Annotated in this window: 17 protein-coding genes and 1 tRNA gene; 2 read left to right on the top strand and 16 right to left on the bottom strand. The window is 66.7% G+C overall.

Translation table 11 applies throughout. The features are described 5' to 3' along the window. Positions 1 to 424: 424 nt before the first annotated feature. A tRNA-Leu gene (locus tag SMD14_RS08655) sits at positions 425 to 506 on the bottom strand. Between the two features lie 203 nt (positions 507 to 709). Between SMD14_RS08655 and SMD14_RS08650 the strand changes: the two genes are divergently transcribed. Further along, entirely contained in the window at positions 710 to 1,315 is a 606-nt protein-coding gene (locus SMD14_RS08650; RefSeq protein WP_009358190.1) for an ANTAR domain-containing response regulator, read from the top strand. A gap of 110 nt (positions 1,316 to 1,425) precedes the next feature. Here the strand turns inward: SMD14_RS08650 and pyk are convergent, their stop codons facing one another. The 11 genes from pyk to hisI form a co-directional block, all read right to left on the bottom strand. Beyond that, the gene (gene pyk, locus SMD14_RS08645; protein WP_157238433.1) at positions 1,426 to 2,916 is read right to left on the bottom strand and encodes a pyruvate kinase; all 1,491 of its coding nucleotides are present in this window, start codon (positions 2,914 to 2,916) and stop codon (positions 1,426 to 1,428) included. Positions 2,917 to 2,979: 63 nt separating this feature from the next. After that, complete coding sequence (locus SMD14_RS08640) at positions 2,980 to 4,437, bottom strand: glutamate synthase subunit beta (protein WP_321215990.1); 1,458 nt, start codon at positions 4,435 to 4,437, stop codon at positions 2,980 to 2,982. Next, complete coding sequence (gltB, locus tag SMD14_RS08635; RefSeq protein ID WP_321215989.1) at positions 4,430 to 9,043, bottom strand: glutamate synthase large subunit; 4,614 nt, start codon at positions 9,041 to 9,043, stop codon at positions 4,430 to 4,432. Before gltB ends, SMD14_RS08640 begins: the two co-directional genes overlap by 8 nt. 264 nt (positions 9,044 to 9,307) lie before the next feature. After that, the gene (gene lgt, locus SMD14_RS08630; RefSeq protein ID WP_321215988.1) at positions 9,308 to 10,462 is read right to left on the bottom strand and encodes a prolipoprotein diacylglyceryl transferase; all 1,155 of its coding nucleotides are present in this window, start codon (positions 10,460 to 10,462) and stop codon (positions 9,308 to 9,310) included. A gap of 3 nt (positions 10,463 to 10,465) precedes the next feature. Continuing rightward, on the bottom strand, positions 10,466 to 11,290 hold the full coding sequence (gene trpA / locus SMD14_RS08625) for a tryptophan synthase subunit alpha (RefSeq protein ID WP_321215987.1): 825 nt from the start codon (positions 11,288 to 11,290) through the stop codon (positions 10,466 to 10,468). Further along, on the bottom strand, positions 11,287 to 12,615 hold the full coding sequence (trpB, locus tag SMD14_RS08620) for a tryptophan synthase subunit beta (protein ID WP_321215986.1): 1,329 nt from the start codon (positions 12,613 to 12,615) through the stop codon (positions 11,287 to 11,289). The genes trpA and trpB overlap by 4 nt, the downstream gene beginning before the upstream one ends. A gap of 117 nt (positions 12,616 to 12,732) precedes the next feature. Continuing rightward, positions 12,733 to 13,554, bottom strand: coding sequence for an indole-3-glycerol phosphate synthase TrpC (gene trpC, locus SMD14_RS08615; protein WP_321215985.1), 822 nt, complete (start codon positions 13,552 to 13,554; stop codon positions 12,733 to 12,735). Further along, complete coding sequence (locus tag SMD14_RS08610; protein ID WP_157238438.1) at positions 13,554 to 13,841, bottom strand: HGxxPAAW family protein; 288 nt, start codon at positions 13,839 to 13,841, stop codon at positions 13,554 to 13,556. Before SMD14_RS08610 ends, trpC begins: the two co-directional genes overlap by 1 nt. Positions 13,842 to 13,945: 104 nt before the next feature. Beyond that, the gene (locus SMD14_RS08605) at positions 13,946 to 14,581 is read right to left on the bottom strand and encodes a Trp biosynthesis-associated membrane protein (RefSeq protein ID WP_321215984.1); all 636 of its coding nucleotides are present in this window, start codon (positions 14,579 to 14,581) and stop codon (positions 13,946 to 13,948) included. Next, positions 14,578 to 16,140 (bottom strand): anthranilate synthase component I, encoded by a 1,563-nt coding sequence (locus tag SMD14_RS08600; RefSeq protein WP_321215983.1) that lies wholly within the window; start codon positions 16,138 to 16,140, stop codon positions 14,578 to 14,580. The genes SMD14_RS08605 and SMD14_RS08600 overlap by 4 nt, the downstream gene beginning before the upstream one ends. Positions 16,141 to 16,278: 138 nt before the next feature. Then, the gene (gene hisI / locus SMD14_RS08595; protein ID WP_321215982.1) at positions 16,279 to 16,722 is read right to left on the bottom strand and encodes a phosphoribosyl-AMP cyclohydrolase; all 444 of its coding nucleotides are present in this window, start codon (positions 16,720 to 16,722) and stop codon (positions 16,279 to 16,281) included. A 112-nt stretch (positions 16,723 to 16,834) separates the two neighbouring features. On the opposite strand from hisI, the gene SMD14_RS08590 reads away from it, so the two are divergent. Next, on the top strand, positions 16,835 to 17,479 hold the full coding sequence (locus tag SMD14_RS08590; RefSeq protein ID WP_157238441.1) for a TIGR03085 family metal-binding protein: 645 nt from the start codon (positions 16,835 to 16,837) through the stop codon (positions 17,477 to 17,479). 73 nt (positions 17,480 to 17,552) lie between these two features. Here SMD14_RS08590 and hisF read toward each other — a convergent pair whose 3' ends face one another. The 4 genes from hisF to ribH all read right to left on the bottom strand — a co-directional run bounded on the left by hisF (position 17,553) and on the right by ribH (position 20,151). Next, positions 17,553 to 18,329 (bottom strand): imidazole glycerol phosphate synthase subunit HisF, encoded by a 777-nt coding sequence (gene hisF, locus SMD14_RS08585; protein ID WP_157238442.1) that lies wholly within the window; start codon positions 18,327 to 18,329, stop codon positions 17,553 to 17,555. Positions 18,330 to 18,345: 16 nt separating this feature from the next. Continuing rightward, positions 18,346 to 19,206 carry an ATP phosphoribosyltransferase gene (gene hisG, locus SMD14_RS08580; RefSeq protein ID WP_157238443.1) on the bottom strand — a complete coding sequence of 287 codons (861 nt, stop codon included), beginning with the start codon at positions 19,204 to 19,206 and terminating at the stop codon, positions 18,346 to 18,348. A gap of 91 nt (positions 19,207 to 19,297) precedes the next feature. Next, entirely contained in the window at positions 19,298 to 19,561 is a 264-nt protein-coding gene (locus SMD14_RS08575; RefSeq protein ID WP_009358176.1) for a phosphoribosyl-ATP diphosphatase, read from the bottom strand. Between the two features lie 101 nt (positions 19,562 to 19,662). Next, positions 19,663 to 20,151 (bottom strand): 6,7-dimethyl-8-ribityllumazine synthase, encoded by a 489-nt coding sequence (gene ribH, locus SMD14_RS08570; RefSeq protein WP_157238444.1) that lies wholly within the window; start codon positions 20,149 to 20,151, stop codon positions 19,663 to 19,665. Positions 20,152 to 20,196: the final 45 nt, after the last annotated feature.

Genomic DNA, 20,196 nt, shown 5'->3' with positions numbered 1-20,196 from the left:
GCACGAAGCGCATAATTGGGCGACCGCCCTATAGCACGAAAAAGCAGACTTAAGTGTGGACACTGTCCACATCCAATTTGGCAGGACAAATAGGGGTAAACGCGGCCCCTCGCTGACCGCCGGAAGAAGCTTTCCGAGAATTTCCTCGTCAGTTCGGCAAGGTCATGTCGTGCCCGTAACCGTGAACCATGAATAGGTGTCGGCCACCCCCGGCCAACCCGAGACAACCAGGACGAGGTACCGCATAACCGCAGCCACAGCAGGCGGAGGGCCCACCAGCCAGGGTCTTGAACCCGCCACCCACACACCTAAATAGGCTCAGCGGCAGCCAGGCCACAGCCCGCAAACCTGGCGTCAGAGGGACGCCCCCACAAGCCATGTCAACACGTTAAAGCAAAAACCCCTCTGACGAGGGGATATGCCGTGCCCGAGGTGGGACTCGAACCCACACACCTTTCGATACCGCATTTTGAGTGCGGCGCGTCTGCCAATTCCGCCACTCGGGCGCGGAATACATGACGCAAACCGGTACGCCCACAGCTGATTGTGAGCAACGCGATCGCTTCACGTACGCGGAATTACTCTACATCCAGATAGGCTGAATTCCAGAATCGCGCCGCTGACGCCGCAACCGACCATGCAGATCAAGTACCGGACCGGGCGCACCTAAGATAGTGATGTCCCCGCCGTACCTTTCCAAGGAGATCCCGTGACTGAACAGACGGAGTCAAAACCCACGTCCCAGCCGGCGCGCCGCGTCATTGTGGCGGAGGATGAAACCCTCATCCGCCTCGACATCATCGAAATCCTGCGCGGCGAAGGCTATGACGTTGTGGGCGAGGCAGACAACGGCGAGAAGGCTGTCCAGCTCGCCGAGGAACTGAAGCCGGACCTGGTCCTGATGGACGTCAAGATGCCCGTCATGGACGGCATCTCGGCAGCCGAGAAGATCGTCAAGGCCCGCATTGCCCCCGTCGTGCTGCTGACCGCATTCAGCCAGAAGGAACTCGTGGAGCGTGCCCGCGACGCCGGCGCCATGGCATACGTCGTGAAGCCATTCACCCCCGCGGACCTCATCCCCGCGCTGGAGATCGCCCTCTCCCGCCACGAGGAGATCAAGGCCCTCGAAAGCGAGGTCTCGGACCTCCAGGAGCAGTTCGCCACCCGCAAGCTTGTGGAGCGCGCCAAGAGCCTGCTCACCACCAAGATGGGCCTCACGGAGCCGGAAGCCTTCCGGTGGATCCAGAAGACGTCCATGGACCGCCGCCTGAGCATGCGCGAAGTCGCCGAGACCATCATCAACCAGGTCAACTGACTGCCGCCGGCTGGGCCTGCCGCAAGGCCGGCAGGTCCAGCCGCAAAGCACAGAGCAAACCGAAAAGGACCCCTGCCAACCGGCAGGGGTCCTTTTCGGGGTCCGAAAGCCTAGGCCTTCTTCTTCTTTTCCGGCCAGGGGCCGAGCTTTTCCCTGTTGCTGACTGCTTCGCCAACGCGGGTGGAGTCGGCGAGGTCGCCCACCTTGTGCACCTTCAGCGAGTTCGTGGAGCCGGCTTTTCCGGGAGGCGAACCGGCGGCGATGACCACCAGGTCACCGTCCTCAACGAGGTCCATCTCCAGCAGGCTGCGGTCCACCTGCGCGGTCATCTCGTCGGTGTGGTCCACCATCTGGACCAGCACCGGCTGGATGCCCCAGGTCAGCGCAAGCTGGTTCCAGACCTGCTCCACCGGGGTGAAGGCGAAGACCGGCTTGATGGGGCGCAGGCGGGAGAGCCGGCGTGCGGAGTCACCGGACTGGGTGAACGCACAGATGTACTTGGCGTCCAGCTGGTCGGCGATTTCGACGGCGGCACGGGTGATGGCGCCGCCGCGGGTCTTGGGCTTGGTGCCCAGCGGGGGGACGCGCTCCAGGCCGTGGACCTCGGTGGACTCGATGATCCGGGCCATGACCTTGACGGTTTCGATCGGGTACTTGCCCACGCTAGTCTCACCGGAGAGCATGACCGCGTCGGCACCGTCCAGCACTGCGTTGGCGCAGTCGGAGGCCTCGGCGCGGGTGGGGCGCGGGTTGTCGATCATGGATTCGAGGACCTGGGTGGCCACGATGACCGGCTTGGCCCAGCGGCGGGCCAGCTCAATGGCACGCTTCTGCACGATCGGCACTTCCTCCAGCGGAAGCTCCACACCGAGGTCGCCACGGGCCACCATGATGGCGTCGAACGCGTCGATGATCTCGGGCAGCTGCTCCACTGCCTGCGGCTTTTCGATCTTGGCGATGACCGGCACGCGGCGGCCTTCCTCGTCCATGATCTCGTGCACGCGGGTGATGTCGGACGCATCGCGGACGAAGGACAGGGCCACCAGGTCAACGCCGCGGCGCATGGCCCAGCGCAGGTCGTCCTCGTCCTTTTCGCTCAGCGCGGGCACGTTGACGGCCACGCCGGGAAGGTTGATGCCCTTGTTGTTGGACACCATGCCGCCAACGGTCACCTCGGCGACCACCTTGACGTCGTCGACGGCGATGGCACGCAGTGCCACCTTGCCGTCGTCGATCAGCAGGGCATCGCCCACGTTGACGTCCTCGGTGAGGCTCTTCAGCGTGGTGGAGCAGATTTCCTTGGTGCCGGGAACGTCCTCGGTGGTGATCGTGAAGGTGTCTCCAACAGCCAGCAAGTGCGGTCCGTCAACGAAACGGCCCAGGCGGATCTTGGGACCCTGCAGGTCAGCCATGATGGCCACGGCCTTGCCGAGGTCTGCAGCTGCCTTCCGGACGTTCTCATAAGTGTTGTCATGCACGGAGTAGTCGCCGTGGCTCATGTTCATGCGGGCGACGTCAACGCCGGCTTCCAGCACCGCGAGGGTGTTCTCGTAGCTGGCGATTGCCGGGCCGAACGTAGCCACAATTTTTGCGCGTCTCATATACCTACCCTATTGGTCTCTTGCATTGGTTAGTTGTCGTGGAGGTGAACCCCCGATGCATGCCTAGAGCACGGCGATGGCGCGGTCCGTGGGGGCCACGGGGGCGGGAAGGATGGTGCTCCCCATCAGGAACTTGTCCACTGCTGCAGCCGCGGCGCGGCCTTCGGCGATGGCCCACACAATGAGGGACTGTCCGCGGCCCGCGTCGCCGGCCACGAAGACGCCCTCGGTGTTGGTCATGTAGTAGCCGTCGCGGGACACATTGCCGCGGCCGTCGAACTCAGCCTTGACCTGTTCGGTGATCCCGGCGGGCTCGGCGCCGGTGAATCCCAGCGACAGGAACACCAGGTCCGCGGGGATGATCCGCTCGGTGCCGGCCTTGGGCAGGCGCTTGCCGTCCACGAATTCAGTCTCGGCAACCTTGACGCCGGTCAGCTTGCCGTTCTCGCCCACGAACTCGACGGTGGAGGCAAGGTACGTGCGCTCACCGCCTTCCTCGTGGGCGCTGGCTACCTCGAAGAGGTTGGGGAACGTGGGCCACGGCTGGTGGCTGGCACGCTCGGCCGGCGGCTGCTTGCCGATGGCGAGGGTGGTCACCGATGCCGCACCGTGGCGGTGCGCGGTGCCCAGGCAGTCCGCCCCGGTGTCACCGCCGCCGAGGATCACAACATGCTTGCCCTGGGCGTGGATCTGGTTTTCGATGTGCTCCCCCGCGACGGCGCGGTTTGCCGGGACCAGGTAGTCCATGGCGAAGTGCACGCCGTCAAGGTCCCGGCCCGGGATGGGCAGGTCGCGCGGCACGGTGGCGCCCGTGCAGACCACGACGGCGTCATAGCGCCGGCGCAGCTGCTCCCACGTCACGTCGGTGCCCACGGCGACGCCGGTCCGGAAGCGGGTGCCTTCCGCCTTCATCTGCTCGACGCGGCGGTCCACCTGCTCCTTCTCCATCTTGAAGTCGGGGATCCCGTAGCGCAGCAGGCCGCCGATCTTGTCGTCGCGTTCGTACACCGCGACGGTGTGGCCCACGCGAGTCAGCTGCTGGGCCACCGCCAGGCCGGCGGGTCCGGAGCCAACGACGGCCACCGTCTTGCCGGTCAACCGGGCGGGAGGCAGCGGCTCCACCCAGCCGTTGTCCCAGGCCTCGTCGATGATGGAGACTTCCACCTGCTTGATGGTGACGGCAGGCTGGTTGATCCCCAGGACGCAGGACGCCTCGCACGGAGCGGGGCACAGGCGGCCGGTGAATTCCGGGAAGTTGTTCGTGGCGTGCAGGCGCTCGATCGCTTCCTCGCCCTTGTCCCGCCACATGAGGTCGTTCCACTCGGGAATCAGGTTGCCCAGCGGGCAGCCCTGGTGGCAGAACGGGACGCCGCAGTCCATGCAGCGGCCGGCCTGCGCCTTCAGCGTGCCCTTTTCCTGCGCCTCGTACACTTCCTTCCAGTCCATGATGCGGACGGAAACGGGACGGCGCGGCTGGGTTTCCCGCTGGCGTACTTTCAGAAATCCGCGTGGATCAGCCACCGGTCACCTCCAGGATTCGAGACCATACTTCTTCGCCGTCGGGGTCCAGGCCCTCTTCGATGGCGTCGAGACGGGTTTGCAGCACGGCCGCGTAGTCGCGCGGCAGCACCTTGGTAATGCGGGCTGCGGTGTCATCGAAATTCTCGAGGAGGCGCGCAGCCAGCTGGGAATCAGTTTCTTCAACGTGCTTGACCAGCAGGCCGTGCACAATGTCGCGGTCCTCGGCATCCAGCTCGCGGAGCTGGAGTTCGCCGGACTGCAGGGCTTCCTTGTTGACCCGGGCGGTGTCCAGGTCCAGGACGTAGGCGGTTCCGCCGGACATGCCGGCGCCGAAGTTCCGGCCCGTGCGGCCGATGATCAGCGTCTGGCCGCCGGTCATGTACTCGCAGCCGTGGTCACCGATGCCTTCGACGACGGCGGTGGCACCCGAGTTGCGGACCAGGAAGCGTTCGCCCACCTGGCCGCGGAGGAACATCTCGCCGCTGGTGGCGCCGTAGCCAATCACGTTGCCCGCGATGACATTCGTCTCCGCCTTGAACACGTTGGTCCGGTCCGGGCGGACGATGATGCGGCCGCCGGAGAGGCCCTTGCCCACATAGTCGTTCGAGTCGCCGTACAGCCGCAGCGTGATGCCTGCGGGCAGGAAGGCGCCCAGCGACTGGCCGGCGGTGCCGCTAAGGGTGATGTCGATCGTGTCCGTCGCCAGGACATCCGTGCCGAACGTCTTGGTCACGACGTGGCCCAGCATGGTGCCCACCGAGCGGTCGGTGTTGATGACGTCGACGGCGATCTTCACCGGGCTGCGGTCGGTCAGCGCCTCCGTGGCCATGGTGATCAGGCGCTGGTCGAAGTGCTTGTCCAGCTCGTGGTTCTGGCCGGTCAGGTTCCGCAGCGGAGCGTCGTCGTCGAACTCCAGCCCGTGCAGGATGGGGTCCAGGTCCAGGCCGTCGGCCTTCCAGTGGTTGACGGCGTCCCGGGCGTCCAGCACCTCGGCGTGGCCGATTGCCTCCTCCAGGCTGCGGAAGCCCAGCTCCGCCAGGATCTCGCGGACTTCCTCGGCCAGGAACTCGAAGAAGTTGACCACGAACTCCGGCTTGCCGGTGAAGCGGGCGCGCAGCTCAGGATTCTGCGTCGCGACGCCCACCGGGCAGGTGTCCAGGTGGCAGACGCGCATCATGATGCAGCCTTCAACCACCAGCGGGGCGGTGGCGAAGCCGAACTCCTCGCCGCCCAGCAGCGCGGCGATCACAACGTCGCGTCCGGTCTTGAGCTGGCCGTCCACCTGCACCACCACGCGGTCGCGCAGGCCGTTGAGCATCAGGGTCTGCTGGGTCTCGGCCAGGCCGAGCTCCCACGGGACACCGGCATGCTTGAGCGAGTTCAGCGGCGAGGCGCCGGTTCCGCCGTCGTGGCCGGAGACCAGGACGACGTCGGCCTTCGCCTTGGTGACACCGGCGGCAACTGTGCCGATGCCCACCTCGGAGACGAGCTTGACGTGCACCCGGGCCGAGGGGTTGGCGCGCTTAGCGTCATAAATCAGCTGCGCGAGGTCCTCGATCGAGTAGATGTCGTGGTGCGGGGGCGGGGAAATGAGCCCGACGCCGGGGGTCGAGTGGCGGGTGCGGGCCACCCACGGGTAGACCTTCTGCGCCATCAGCTGGCCGCCCTCGCCGGGCTTGGCGCCCTGGGCCATCTTGATCTGGATATCGTCGGCGTTGGTCAGGTACAGGCTGGTCACGCCGAAACGGCCGGACGCGATCTGCTTGACCGCGGAACGGCGCTTCGGGTCAAGCAGGCGGTCCACGTCCTCGCCGCCTTCGCCGGTGTTGGACTTGCCGCCCAGCTGGTTCATGGCGATGGCCAGCGTTTCGTGGGCCTCCTGGGAGATGGAGCCGTAGCTCATGGCACCCGTGGAGAACCGTTTGACGATGCTGGACACCGGCTCAACTTCCTCAAGCGGAACAGCGGGGCGCTCGTTCTTGAACTTGAGGAGGCCGCGGAGGGTCATCAGGTTCTGCGACTGGTCGTCCACGCCGCGAGTGTAGGCCTTGAAGATGTCGTAGCGGCGCTCACGGGTTGCGTGCTGCAGCCGGAAGACGGTCTCCGGGTTGAACAGGTGGGGCTCGCCGTCGCGGCGCCACTGGTATTCGCCGCCGCCCAGCAGCGGGCGGTGGGGCTGCTCGATGCCGCCCTCGGGGTAGGCCATCTGGTGGCGGGCCGAAACTTCCGCGGCGATGACGTCCAGGCCCACGCCGCCCAGCTGCGAGTGGGTGCCGGCGAAGAATTCGTCCACGAGGTCCTGGCCCAGGCCAAGCGCTTCGAATGTCTGGGCGCCGGTGTAGGAGGCCACCGTGGAGATGCCCATCTTGGACATGATCTTCAGGACGCCCTTGCCGAGGCCCTTGATCAGGTTATAGACGCCGTCCTGCGGGGTGACACCGGTGACGTCGCCGGCAGCGATGAGCTGCTCCACGGATTCCATGGCCAGGTACGGGTTGACCGCGGAAGCGCCGTAACCGATCAGGACAGCCACATGGTGCGTCTCGCGGACGTCGCCGGCCTCGACCACCAGTGCGGTCTTGGTGCGGTTGGCGCTGCGGAGCAGGTGGTGGTGCACGGCGCTGACAAGCAGCAGCGACGGGATGGGCGCCCACTGCGCGTTGGAGTCGCGGTCGGACAGCACCACGTACTGGACTCCGCGGTTGATGGCGCCGGAGACCTGCTCGCAGATCTCGGTGAGCCGGGCACGGAGCGCGTTCTCGCCGCCCTCCGGGCGGTAGAGCCCGCGGACCTTCATGGCCACCTTGTCGCCGTCGGCGTTCTCGATGTTGGCGATCTTGGCAAGCTGGTCGTTGTTGATGACCGGGAACGGAAGCTGGACCTGCGGCTGGCGCACCTGCTTGGTATCCAGGAGGTTGCCGTTGGGGCCGATGGCACAGGTCAGCGATGTGACAAGTTCTTCGCGGATGGCATCCAGCGGCGGGTTGGTCACCTGCGCGAAGGACTGCACGAAGTAGTCGAAAAGCAGGCGCGGGCGCTTGGACAGCACGGCCACCGGGGTGTCCGAGCCCATGGCGCCCAGCGGCTCTGCGCCGGTGCGGGCCATCGGGCCGAGCAGAATCTTCAGTTCCTCGGTGGTGTAGCCGAAGGTGCGCTGGCGAATGTTCACCGACGCGGCGGTGTGGACCACGTGCTCGCGCTCGGGAAGATCGTTGAGGTCGATCAGGTTATCCTTGACCCACTCCGCCCACGGGTTGGCGGCGGCGACTTCGGCCTTGACCTCTTCGTCGTCGATGATGCGGCCGGCGTCGGTGTCCACCAGGAACATCTTGCCCGGGGAGACGCGGCCCTTCTTGACCACCTTGGAGGGTTCGACGTCGATGACGCCCACTTCGGACGCGAAGACGATCAGGCCGTCCTCGGTGATCCAGAAGCGGCCAGGGCGCAGGCCGTTGCGGTCCAGGGTGGCGCCCACGAGGTTGCCGTCGGTGAAGGAGACGGCCGCCGGGCCGTCCCACGGTTCCATCAGGAGGGAGTGGTACTCGTAGAACGCGCGGCGGGCCGGATCCATGGTGGCGTGGTTTTCCCAGGCCTCGGGGATCATCATCATGATGGAGTGCGTGATGGGGCGGCCGGAGAGCCACAGCAGCTCGGCCACCTCGTCGAAGGACGCGGAGTCCGAGGCACCCGGGGTGCAGATCGGGTACAGCTCTTCCGGCGTATCGCCCAGCAGCGGGTTGGCGAGCTGGGACTGGCGGGCGCGCATCCAGTTCCGGTTGCCCTTGACGGTGTTGATTTCACCGTTGTGGGCGATGGTGCGGAACGGCTGGGCCAGGGGCCAGGAGGGGAACGTGTTGGTGGAGAAGCGCGAGTGGACGATCGCCAGCTTGGTCTTGAAGCGCTTGTCCGAAAGGTCCGGGTAGAACGGCTCAAGCTGTGCAGTGGTGAGCATGCCCTTGTAGACAATGGTGCGCGAGGACAGCGACGGGAAGTACACGCCGAACTTGTTCTGGGCCCGTTTGCGGATCCGCCACGCGCGGGAGTCCAGTTCGTTGCGGTCAAGCTCCTCGCCGGTGGCGGAGGCCAGGAACGGCTGGGAGAAGTAGGGCATGCAGGCGCGTGCCATGGCACCCACCAGGTCGGCGACGATAGGCACTTCGCGCCAGCCGAGGACCTTCAGGCCCTCGTCAGCCGCGAGGCCCTCGATCCCGGCCTTGGCGGCGTCGGCCTCGCGCTGTTCGGCGGGAAGGAAAGCGGTGCCGGCCACGTACTGGCCGGGGGCGGGAAGTTCGAAGTCCGTAACTGCACGGAAGAATTCGTCCGGGATCTGCATGAGGAGGCCGGCGCCGTCACCGGTGCCCTCGTCCGCACCCACCGCACCGCGGTGCTCAAGGTTGCGCAGGGCGGTGAGGGCGGCGTCCACGATGTCATAGCCGGGCTCTCCGCGGAGGGTGGCGATGATCGCAAGACCGCAGGCGTCCTTCTCCTGCTCCGGGTTGTAGAGCCCGCGTGCCTCCGGAAGGGCCGCGAAGCGCTTGAACGGCGACATGGCAGTCTCAGGCTGATCTGGTTCAGACCAGCTGGGAGTGTGAAGAGTTTGGGTCATGGGAGACGTCCTTCCTCCTGATCGTGCGTATGGAAGGGACACCGTTGGCCCCACTCGTCGGGCGCCGCTCACATGGGCACAACAAAGTGTTATTTACTGGAAATTGTAGGTCAGCATGGCCTGCTGAACTAACAGTTACGCAGGCCCCTGCCCCGGGCAACACCTGACAGCATTTCCATGCTGTCCGGGGCGGCCCCGCTGCCACGACGCTGTGGTGATTGGGCGCTTCGAGCGGTGGCTCTGCTGCCCTGCCTGGCCCGCGCGCTACTTGGTAGTGCCGGCTTCCGGCGCGCTTCCTGTGGCTGTGCTGCCGGACTTTCCGGCAACTGTTGCGTCCGGTCCGGGCGTGGGGCCCGCCGGCGCAGCCGCGGCCTCTTCCGTTGGGACGGAAGCATGCCGGGAACCGCTTTGGTTATCAGGGAGATTATCACGCGATTCACTATCTGAGACAACAGGGTCCGGATCCCGGACCTCGTCGCCGCCCTCCACGGCCGCCGTCCGATCATCGTCCCTGGCGGGCTCCCGGCCCGGAAGATAGGGGCTGTCCGGCTCTGTCCGCTTCTTCATGCCCAGCAGGATGAACGCCACGAGCGCGGCCAGGAACACGAAAATGCTGGTCCACACGTTCAGGCGGGTGGTGATGCCGAACAGGGAGATCTGCTCGGCGTCGTCGATGCGCATCGCCTCGATCCAGACCCGGCCCAGGGTGTAGTACATGGCATAAAGCCAGAACAGCCGGCTGCGGCGGAAGTTGAACTTCCGGTCCAGAGCGAGCAGGATGACGACGCCGGCCACGTTCCACAGTGATTCGTACAGGAACGTGGGGTGGAACAGGGTGTCCGCCGGGGTTCCGGCCGGAAAGTTCGGGTTGTCTGCGTCAATCTGCAGGCCCCACGGCAGGGTGGTGGGCCCGCCGAAGAGTTCCTGGTTGAAGTAGTTGCCCCAGCGGCCCACGGCCTGGGCCAGCAGCAGTCCGGGCGCCGCCGCGTCCAGGAAGGCGCTGAGCTTGACGCCGCTGCGGCGGCAACCGATCCACGCGCCCACGACGCCGAGGACCACGGCACCCCAGATGCCGAGGCCGCCGCGCTGGATCTGCGGGATCAGGGAAAGGTCGCCTGTGCCGTCAAAACCGGGGCCGAAGTAGGCGTCCGGCGACGAGACCACATGGTACAGGCGGCCGCCGATGATGCCGAAGGGAATGGCCCAGACCACGATGTCCCAGACGCTTCCTTCAGGTGCTCCGCGCTTGGCCCAGCGGATGGAGGTGAGCCACAGGCCCGCCACAATGCCTGCCAGGATGCACAGGGCGTAGGCGTGGATGCGCAGCGTTCCCCACGGCAGGGGAATGTCGAAGCCGGACCAGTCCGGGCTCGGAATGCTGGCCGGCACCATTGCTGCTGCCTGGAGGAGGGTCTGCATGGCCTAGGCTTCTTCCCTGGTCAGTCCGGTGCGGCTCAGTCCGGTGCTGAGGTCCTTGGTGAGGGCGGCTACTGCGTCCACCCCGCCGTCGCGGATTGCGGCCACCAGGGCGGTGCCCACAATGACGCCTTCGGCGTAGGCGGCGATCTCGCGGACCTGGTCCGCAGTGGAGACGCCCAGTCCGACGCACACGCGTTCGGCGCCTGCGGCGTGTGCCGCCGCCACCACGTCCTTGGCTGCGGTGCTGACGGACGTCCGGGCGCCGGTGACCCCCATGATGGACACTGCGTAGACGAAGCCGCGGCTCGCGTCCACGGTGCGCTGCATGCGCTCGGCCGTGGACGACGGCGCCACGAGGAACACCCGGTCCAGCCCGTATTTATCCGATGCTTCCATCCACTCCGCTGCCTCATCGGGGATGAGGTCAGGGGTGATGAGCCCTGCTCCCCCGGCTTCGGACAGGCGGCGGGAGAACTCGTCCACGCCCATCCGGACCACGGGATTCCAGTAGGTCATCACCAGGACGGCGGCGTCCGTCTTGCTGGTGATGCCGGCAACCACATCAAAGACCTGGCGCACGGAGAAGCCCTTGGCAAGTGCCTCGGTGGTGGCGGCCTGGATGACCTGGCCGTCCATGACGGGGTCGGAGTAGGGAATACCGATCTCGATCAGGTCGGCACCATTCTCAGCCAGGGCAATGCCTGCGGCGATGGTCTCCTCCACGCTGGGGTAGCCGGCGGGCAGGTAGCCGATCAGCGCGGCGCGGCCTTCAGCACGGGCCTTGTCAATGGCCGCGGCTGACTTGCTGGTGGTCTGTGCGGTGCTCACAGCTGCTCCCCCTCTTTGCCGATTTCCGACTCGGCGGAATCCTTGTCCAACAGGTCGAACCATTCGGCTGCGGTGGCCACGTCCTTGTCGCCGCGCCCGGAAAGGTTCACGATGATGATTTTGTCCTCCGCGGAACCGCCGGCCTCGGCGGCTTCGGCAGCCAGCCGCTGCCCTACCTTGATGGCACCGGCCAGGGCGTGCGAGGACTCAATGGCGGGAATAATGCCCTCCGTGCGGCACAGCAGCCGGAAGGAATCCATGGCCTCGCTGTCCGTGATGGGCTCGTAGCTCACCCGGCCGATGTCGGCGAGGTAGGAGTGCTCCGGGCCTACGCCGGGGTAGTCGAGGCCGGCGGAGATCGAGTGGGACTCGATGGTCTGGCCGTCGTCGTCCTGCATGAGGTAGGAGCGCGCACCGTGGAGGACGCCGGGCTTGCCCAGCGTGATGGTGGCCGCGTGCCGTCCGGTGTCCACGCCGTCGCCGCCGGCTTCGAAGCCGTAGATCCTGACGGACGGATCGTCCAGGAAGCCGTGGAAAATGCCGATGGCGTTGGAGCCGCCGCCGATGCAGGCGCAGACGGCGTCGGGCAGCCGTCCGGCCTGTTCAAGGATCTGGGCGCGGGCTTCTTCGCCGATGACCTCATGGAAGTAGCGGACCATGGCCGGGAACGGGTGCGCGCCGGCGGCGGTGCCCAGGAGGTAGTGGGTGTTGTCCACGTTGGCCACCCAGTCGCGCAGGGCGTCGTTGATGGCGTCCTTGAGGGTCTGCGATCCGCTGGTCACAGGGATCACGGTCGCGCCCAGGAGCTCCATGCGGGCCACGTTGAGGGCCTGGCGGCGGCAGTCCTCTGCGCCCATGTAGACAACGCACTCAAGGCCCATCAGGGCGGCAGCGGTTGCGCTGGCCACGCCGTGCTGGCCGGCGCCGGTCTCGGCGATGACGCGGGTCTTGCCCATGCGCTTGGCGAGCAGCGCCTGGCCCAGCACGTTGTTGATCTTGTGCGAACCGGTGTGGTTCAGGTCCTCGCGCTTGAGGAAGACCCGGACGCCGCCGGCATGCTGGGAAAAGCGCTTTGCTTCGGTCAGCAGCGACGGCCGGCCGGAATAGTTCTTGTTGAGGTCCGCGATCTGCGCCCGGAATTCGGGGTCGTCCTTGGCCTTGTTGAACGTCTCCTCGAGTTCGTCCAGGGCGGCGATCAGGGATTCAGGCATCCAGCGTCCGCCGTAGCTTCCGAAGTAGGGTCCCGGGGCGTGCTTGAGAGAGCCGCCCTGCAGGAATGCTTCTGCGGCGTTGTTGTCAGCGTTTCCTGAGGGTGCTTCAGCCATCAGTCCCGTCCTGTTCGAGTTAGTGGTGCAAAAGTGTGTCGTCCCGGCAGGGCAGCCTGCCGGGCGTGTTCGGCGGGCGGGATCCATCCCGCCCGCCTGTGCGCAGGTGCGTTGGCCTCAGCCCCGGGCTGCTATCGCGGCGGCGCCGGCTGCCTTGAACTCGGCGATCCGCTCCCGCGGCGTCGAGTGGCTGACCAGCGCCTCGCCCACAAGCACGGCGTTAGCGCCGCTGGCGGCGTAGTGGGTGACGTCGCCGGCGTCGCGGACGCCGGACTCGGCCACCACGACTGCGCCGGCCGGGATCCGTCCGGCCAGGGAAGCGAAAACTGAACGGTCGACGTCGAGCGTCTTCAGGTTCCGCACGTTGACGCCGATGATGCGCGCCTGCGCGGCCACTGCCCGCTCGATTTCCTCTTCCGTGTGCGTCTCCACAAGGACGTTCATCCCAAGTTCGTGGCTGAGGCCGCTGAATTCGGCGAGCTGGGCGTCCGAGAGTGCAGCAACGATGAGCAGGATCAGGTCCGCGCCGTGGGCGCGGGCCTCCCAGATCTGGTACTCGTCCAGCGTGAAGTCTTTCCGCAGCAGCGGCACGTCGACGGCGGCGCGCACCGCATCGAGGTCGGCCAGGGACCCGTTGAAGCGGCGCTGCTCGGTGAGGACGCTGATGACGGAGGCACCGCCGTCGGCGTACTGCCGGGCGAGGGACGCGGGATCGCCGATGGCGGCGAGGTCTCCCTTGGAGGGGCTGCGGCGTTTGATTTCCGCGATGACCTTGAGCTCGTTCCGTGACGGGGAGGTTCCGCCAAGGGCTGCCCACGCGTCGCGGGCAGGTGCCGCCGCCTCCGCCAGGTCCTTCAGTTCGGCCAGCGAAACGAGCTGCTTCCGGGCCTCCATATCCTCCCTGACACCAGCATTGATGTCATCGAGAACAGTGGACATCAGTGGCCGGAGTTCTTCAGCTTGCTGCCTTCGACGCCGTAGCCTGCCTTGCGCATGACGTATCCGAGGATCAGGCCCAGCACCATGACGCCGGCGCCGGCGATGAAGATGGGCGTGCTGGCGATCACGAAGGCAATGGATGCGATGAGGGCGCCCACCAGCATGACGATGACGCAGGTCCAGGCTGCGGGGCTGTTGCCGTGGCCGAGTTCCTGGCTGTGGTCGATGGCGCCGGGGGCCACCGTTCGGGTGCCGGACTTGGAAACGGACGCAGGTGCTTTGCTCATGGAAATCTCCTCAGGGTGAATACTGCTTACATTCTGCCATTTTTTGGCCGGTGACCGGTTATCCGCCGGGACCCTGCCGGGAGCAGCGGTGCGTACCCGCCGGGTCAGGTGGGATCGTCGCCCCGTGACAGCCGGTCCCAGCTGTCGATTTCATCCACGGGACCGGAGGCGGCAACGCTGCCCGTGGCCGGCACGTCATATTTCGTCCGCGCCTTCCAGTGCCGCGCGGCGAAGGGAATAACCAGCGCGGCGAGGGCCAGCAGGCAGCCTGCCACGACGGCGAGGACGGGAAAGGCGGTGACGGCAACAAGCGCCTGGCTTCCGGTGATGCCGGTCGCTTCCGCAATGGAGCCCTGGGCGGCCGCCAGCGGGTTGGCCAGGACTGTTGCTGCTGCGGCAACAATTCCAGCGGAGGCAAGGACAATGATGGCGGTGATGATCCACCGCGCAATCCTGCCCGCTATGGCTGCCGCCAGGCCGCCGGCGAGGGCCACCAGCGCCAGCGCAGTGACGGTGGTGGCAGCCTTGCTTCCCTGGACCTCAAGCGCGTCCTGTGCGGCCCCTGCCTGGCCCACCTGGTTCGGATCGAGCGTGACGGTCATCCAGGTTTGGGTGGTGGTGCCGAAGACCGCCAGCGCCAGGACCGCAATAAGCAGCACCAGCGTGGACTTGCGTGCCCACGCCGGCGTGCGCCTGCCGGCAGTCCCCGTTTGCGCTGCCGCCGGTCCGCTGTCAGTCACCGGGAGTCCGCCCCGGGCAGCGAGTCCGCCGAAATGTTCTGCAGGGAACCGGCCGTGTGGACCGCCCGGAGCGGTGCCGCTGCCTTGTTGACCGTTTCCAGGGCCTCCGTCGGGTTGACCGAATCAGCAACGATCCCGCCTCCGGCCTGGACGTACGCACGCCCGTCCCGGATCAGCGCCGAACGGATGGCAATGGCCATGTCCATGTCGCCGGCGAAGTCCAGGTAGCCAACCACGCCGCCGTAGATACCCCGGCGGTGCGGCTCGAGTTCGTCCAGGAGGCGCAGGGCGCGGGGTTTCGGGGCCCCGGACAGGGTGCCGGCCGGGAACGTGGCCTTGAGCACGTCATAGGCCTTGGCCTTGGGCGAGAGCCGGCCAACGACGGTGGACACCAGGTGCATGATGTGGCTGAAGCGTTCCACCTCCATGAACTGCGTGACGTCCACGGTTCCCGCTACGCAGACCTTGGAGAGATCGTTGCGTGAGAGGTCCACGAGCATCAGGTGTTCGGCGCGTTCCTTCTGGTCCGCCAGCAACTCGTCGGCGAGGGCTTTGTCCGCCTCCACCGTCTTGCCGCGCGGGCGCGAGCCGGCGATGGGGTGGGTTATGACTTCTTCACCGGTCACCGTGACGAGGGCCTCCGGCGAGGAACCCACAATCGAGTACTCCCGGCCGTCGGCGTCCTCGAGGCTGAAAATGTACATGTACGGGCTGGGGTTGGTGTTCCGCAGGACCCGGTAGACGTCCAAGGCGGACGCCTTGCATTCCATCTCGAAGCGGCGCGAGATGACCACTTGGAACACCTCACCATCAACGATGGCTTCCTTGCCACGGTCCAGGGCCGCCAGGTACTCGGCTTCGTCCCAGCGTTCCTGGACGCTGGAGGCGAAGTCCAGTGCCGCCGGAGCGAGGACGGACACGGGCTGCGCAACGGGGCTGCTGACCTTGGCAAGGAGCGCCTTGACCCTGGCCACGGCATCGTGCCAGGCCTCATCCACCCGTTCGGAGCTGTTGTCGAAGTTGATGGCGTTGGCAATGAGCAGCACCGTGCCGTCAACGTTGTCGTGGACGGCCATGTCGGTCACCAGGTTCAGCGCCATCTCCGGCAGGTGCAGGTCGTCCTCCGGCGGGCTCACCAGGCGTTCCCAGTGCCGGACGGTCTCCCAGCCCAGGAATCCCACCAGGCCGGAGGTGAACGGCGGCAGCCCCTCGAACCTGTCGGTGCGGAGGGCTTCGATGGTGTCGCGGATGGCGTCGACGGGGCTGCCGTCCACGGGGACACCCGCGGGCGGTTCACCCAGCCAGTGCGCCTGGCCGTCCTTGGTGGTCAATGTTGCCCGGGATTTGGCGCCGATGAACGAGTAACGGGACCAGGCGCCGCCCACCGCAGCGGATTCCATCAGGAAGGTGCCAGGCTGCCCCTGCGCCAGCTTGCGGTAAAGGCCGATGGGCGTCTCGGCGTCCGCGAGCACCTTGAGCCGGACGGGGATGACGCGGCTGTGGCCGGCCAGTTCCCGGAACTCCTCAAGGCCGGGGCTGATGATTCCAAGGTCCTGCATGGCTATGCTGTTCCGCCTGTTCTGGTAGGGGCCGGTTCTGGAAGGGCCAGGTGCCTGGGGCCGGGAATCCCGGCGGTGGTTGTGCTTGGAGGGGGTGGCCCGGCCCCCTTCCGCAGCGGGCTGCGGTCAGAAAAAGGGTCAGCCTGCCTGGCCTGTGGCAACAGCCAGGTCCCGGCCGTCGAAGCACGTGCGTGTGCCGGTGTGGCACGCGGCCCCCACCTGGTCAACGCGCACAAGCAGCGCGTCGCCGTCGCAGTCCATCGCCACCGATTTGACCCACTGCACATGCCCGGAGGTGTCCCCCTTGCGCCAGTACTCCTGGCGGGAGCGCGAGTAGAAGGTAACGCGGCCGGTGGTCATGGTCCGGTGCAGGGCTTCGTCATCCATCCAGCCCAGCATCAGGACCTCGTTGGTGTCGTACTGCTGGACGACGGCGGCCATCAGGCCGGCGCTGTCACGCTTCAGCGCGGCTGCCAGCTCCGCGGGAAGCGGGCTCGCCAGCGGAGCCGGGGACTGGCCGGGCGAAGTGGCTGCGGGCGCGGCAATACCGGGGTTCAGGACGGGGGCGGGCTGCTCAGACATCAGGTCAAGTCTAGTGCCTCCACCCGGCCCCCGATTGTGTGTGAACGACGGCACGCCAGCAGGGGCGGACGTGCTGCCCAACCCTGCGCGTGTCGTGCTAGTTTCACAAGTGATGCATTTCGTCGAACCGTCCCGAGAAGTCCTTGCCGAGACCCTGCTTGCGGCGGGACCTGACGCGCCCACGCTCTGCAAGGGCTGGCGTACCAGGGACCTTGCCGCCCACCTTTACCTGCGCGAACGCAAGGCGGCCGTGGGGCTGGGCCTGATCATCAAGCGCCTCGCCAAGGCCTCGGACCAGGCGACTGCCAGGCTCGCCGCGAAGCTCACCACGCCCGAGGAGTACGCGAAACTCGTCAACACCTTCCGCGCGGGGCCCCCGGCACTGTCGCCGATGAACATCAAGGCGCTGGACGAAAGCTCCAACCTCATCGAGTACTTCGTCCACACGGAGGATATCCGCCGGGCGGTTGACCGCTGGGCGCCCCGGGCACTGGACGAGGCCTACTCGGAAGCCCTGTGGGACGAACTCGTCAAACGCGCCGCGATCCTGTACCGCGGTGTGGACCTGGGCATCGTCCTGGTGCGCCCGTCCGGGCCGCGCCATGTGGCCAAGCGGGCCCCTGTTTCGGTGGCCATCGTGGGCGAGCCGGGCGAACTGCTGATGCATGCCCACGGCCGGACCCGCCACGCGCTGGTGACCTTCGAAGGCCAGCCGGACGCCGTCGCGCTGCTCCAGTCAGCGGAAGTCGGGCTCTAAAAGCAACGCGGGGTCACATCCGGCTCAATAAACCAAGGTTTTTGGGCTGGAAGTGACCCCGCGTTGCTGTTGGTCAGCGGACTTCGAAACCCGCGTCCCGGATGGCGTCCTTGACCTGCGACATCATGTTGTCCGGGCCCCAGTGGAAGATGGATGCTGCCAGGACGGCGTCAGCTCCGGCCGCGACGGCGGGCGGAAAGTGCGCAGGCTCTCCCGCGCCGCCGGAGGCGATGATGGGCACCTTGACGGCGGCCCGGACCAGCTTGATCAGTTCGAGGTCGAACCCGTCCTTGGTGCCGTCGGCATCAATGGAGTTCAGCAGGATCTCCCCCACGCCGCGGTCCGCGGCTTCCCTGGCCCATTCAATGGCGTCGATCCCGGTGCCCGTGCGTCCGCCGTGGGTAGTCACTTCAAATCCCGACGGCGTTGGCCGGGATCCCGGGCGGGTGCGGCGGGCGTCCACGGACAGGACGAGGACCTGGGAACCGAAGTGCCGGGTAATCTCGTTGATGACATCCGGCCGCGCCACCGCCGCCGTGTTGATGGACGCCTTGTCCGCGCCGTAGCGCAGCAGCTTGTCCACCTCCGCGACTCCCCGCACGCCGCCCCCAACGCACAGCGGGATGAAGACCTCTTCGGCCGTCCTGCGGACTACATCGAACGTGGTTTCGCGGTTGCCGGAGGACGCCGTCACGTCCAGGAAGGTCAGTTCATCCGCCCCGGCGTTGTCGTAGCGGTGGGCGAGCTCCACGGGGTCGCCGGCGTCGCGCAGGCCCTCGAAGTTGACGCCTTTGACGACGCGCCCGGCGTCCACGTCGAGGCAGGGAATGACTCGTACAGCTACAGCCATGGGATTCTCCTGGAAATCAGATGCGGCAGGCGTGGATGCTGCTGACCAGGATGGCGCGGGCGCCGAGATCGTACAGCTCGTCCATGATCCGATTGGTTTCCTTCTTGGGCACCATGGACCGGACGGCAACCCAGTCCGAGTCGCGCAGCGGCGAGACCGTGGGCGATTCCAGGCCGGGAGTGAGGGCAGCGGCCTGTTCCACGAGCTCCTTGCGGATGTCGTAGTCCATCAGCACGTACTGGCGGGCCACCAGCACGCCCTGGAGCCGGCGGATCAGGACCTCGATCTCCTTGGCCGTGCCGTTCGCGGCACCGCCTTCGCCGGTCCGGCGGATCAGGACGGCTTCGGACTTCAGGATGGGTTCGCCGAAGATCTCCATCCCGGCAGCCTTGAGGGTGTTGCCGGTTTCGACGACGTCCGCGATGGCGTCCGCGACGCCCAGCCGGACCGAGGATTCCACGGCGCCGTCCAGGCGGACCACCTTGGCCTTGATGCCGCGCCCGGCCAGGTAGCCGCGGAGGAGGCCGTCGTAGCTCGTGGCAAGCCGCTTCCCTTCCAGTTCCTCAACCTTGGCGAAGTCTCCCACGGGACCCGCAAAACGGAACGTGGAGGCAGCAAAACCAAGCGGAAGGAGCTCTTCAGCCTCCACCTCGGCGTCCAGGAGCAGGTCGCGGCCGGTGATGCCGACGTCGAGCGTTCCCTGGCCGACGTACACGGCGATGTCGCGGGGACGGAGGAAGAAGAACTCAATCTCGTTGTCCGGGTCCACCATAACCAGCTCGCGGGAATCACGGCGCTGGCGGTACCCCGCCTCGGACAGCATGGCGGATGCGGCTTCGGACAGGGAGCCCTTGTTGGGGACGGCTACTCGCAGCATGGAAGGTCTTTCTGGGTGGAGGGAGGTCTAGGTGTTCAGGCAATGCAGGCCACGGCGGGCACCGGCGGCGTGGGGCGCGCCGGGCCGGTGGCTACAGATGCTTGTAGACGTCTTCCAGGGTGAGGCCTTTGGCGAGCATCAGGACCTGCAGGTGGTACAGCAGCTGGGAGATTTCCTCGGCCGCGGCTTCATCGGATTCATATTCGGCAGCCATCCACACTTCGGCTGCTTCCTCAACGACTTTCTTGCCGATGCCGTGAACACCGGACTCCAATTCAGCGACGGTGCGGGAGCCTTCCGGGCGGGTGGCTGCCTTCTCGCTGAGCTCAGCGAACAGCGTCTCGAAATTCTTCACGCCCTACAGCCTACTTGCTGCGGCCCAAAGGGCGCTTCCCGGGCCGTTGCATGACGGGCGCGATGTGAGCGAATACACACGCGCCCGCCATGCGGGGCGTGCTACTTGCCGTACTGCTTGAGCACAACGGCAGTGGCGAGGGCCGCGGTGACGGCCTCGTGGCCTTTGTCTTCCTTGGAGCCCGGCAGGCCCGCACGGTCCAGGCCCTGCTGTTCTGTATCGCACGTCAGGACGCCGAAGCCCACCGGGACCCCGGTGCGCACACTGACATCAGTGAGGCCCGACGTCGCGGCCTGGCACACGTAGTCAAAGTGCGGGGTTCCGCCACGGATGACGACGCCGAGGGCAACCACGGCGTCAAAGTGCGGCGCCAGCCGCGCGGCAGCCACGGGAAGCTCAAAGCTGCCGGGGACGCGCAGGACAGTGGGCTCGGCAATCCCGGCGTCCTTGGCGGCCCGCAGGGCGCCGTCCAGGAGGCCATCCATGATCTGCGTGTGCCAGCTTGCTGCCACGATGGCCAGCCGCAGCTGCGAGGTTTCCGCGGGGTTGAGGGTGGTGAGGTCGATGTCGGGGGCGCCGTGTCCGCTCATAAGTCAGTTCTGTTCCGTTCAGTCTCGTAGTCAGTCTTGTGGTGT

It is taken from the genome of Pseudarthrobacter oxydans, from assembly GCF_034258515.1.
Lineage (GTDB): Bacteria > Actinomycetota > Actinomycetes > Actinomycetales > Micrococcaceae > Arthrobacter.
The sequence above is the reverse complement of the archived record's forward strand: the minus strand, read 5'-3'. Positions and strand labels throughout refer to the sequence as shown.

Coding starts and splice junctions, on each gene's coding strand:
- pyk (WP_157238433.1), bottom strand. CDS start 2,916: ATGAGACGCGCAAAAATTGTGGCTACGTTCGGCCCGGCAATCGCCAGC.
- gltB (WP_321215989.1), bottom strand. CDS start 9,043: ATGACCCAAACTCTTCACACTCCCAGCTGGTCTGAACCAGATCAGCCT.
- lgt (WP_321215988.1), bottom strand. CDS start 10,462: ATGCAGACCCTCCTCCAGGCAGCAGCAATGGTGCCGGCCAGCATTCCG.
- trpB (WP_321215986.1), bottom strand. CDS start 12,615: ATGGCTGAAGCACCCTCAGGAAACGCTGACAACAACGCCGCAGAAGCA.
- trpC (WP_321215985.1), bottom strand. CDS start 13,554: ATGTCCACTGTTCTCGATGACATCAATGCTGGTGTCAGGGAGGATATG.
- SMD14_RS08610 (WP_157238438.1), bottom strand. CDS start 13,841: ATGAGCAAAGCACCTGCGTCCGTTTCCAAGTCCGGCACCCGAACGGTG.
- SMD14_RS08600 (WP_321215983.1), bottom strand. CDS start 16,140: ATGCAGGACCTTGGAATCATCAGCCCCGGCCTTGAGGAGTTCCGGGAA.
- hisI (WP_321215982.1), bottom strand. CDS start 16,722: ATGTCTGAGCAGCCCGCCCCCGTCCTGAACCCCGGTATTGCCGCGCCC.
- SMD14_RS08590 (WP_157238441.1), top strand. CDS start 16,835: ATGCATTTCGTCGAACCGTCCCGAGAAGTCCTTGCCGAGACCCTGCTT.
- hisF (WP_157238442.1), bottom strand. CDS start 18,329: ATGGCTGTAGCTGTACGAGTCATTCCCTGCCTCGACGTGGACGCCGGG.
- hisG (WP_157238443.1), bottom strand. CDS start 19,206: ATGCTGCGAGTAGCCGTCCCCAACAAGGGCTCCCTGTCCGAAGCCGCA.
- ribH (WP_157238444.1), bottom strand. CDS start 20,151: ATGAGCGGACACGGCGCCCCCGACATCGACCTCACCACCCTCAACCCC.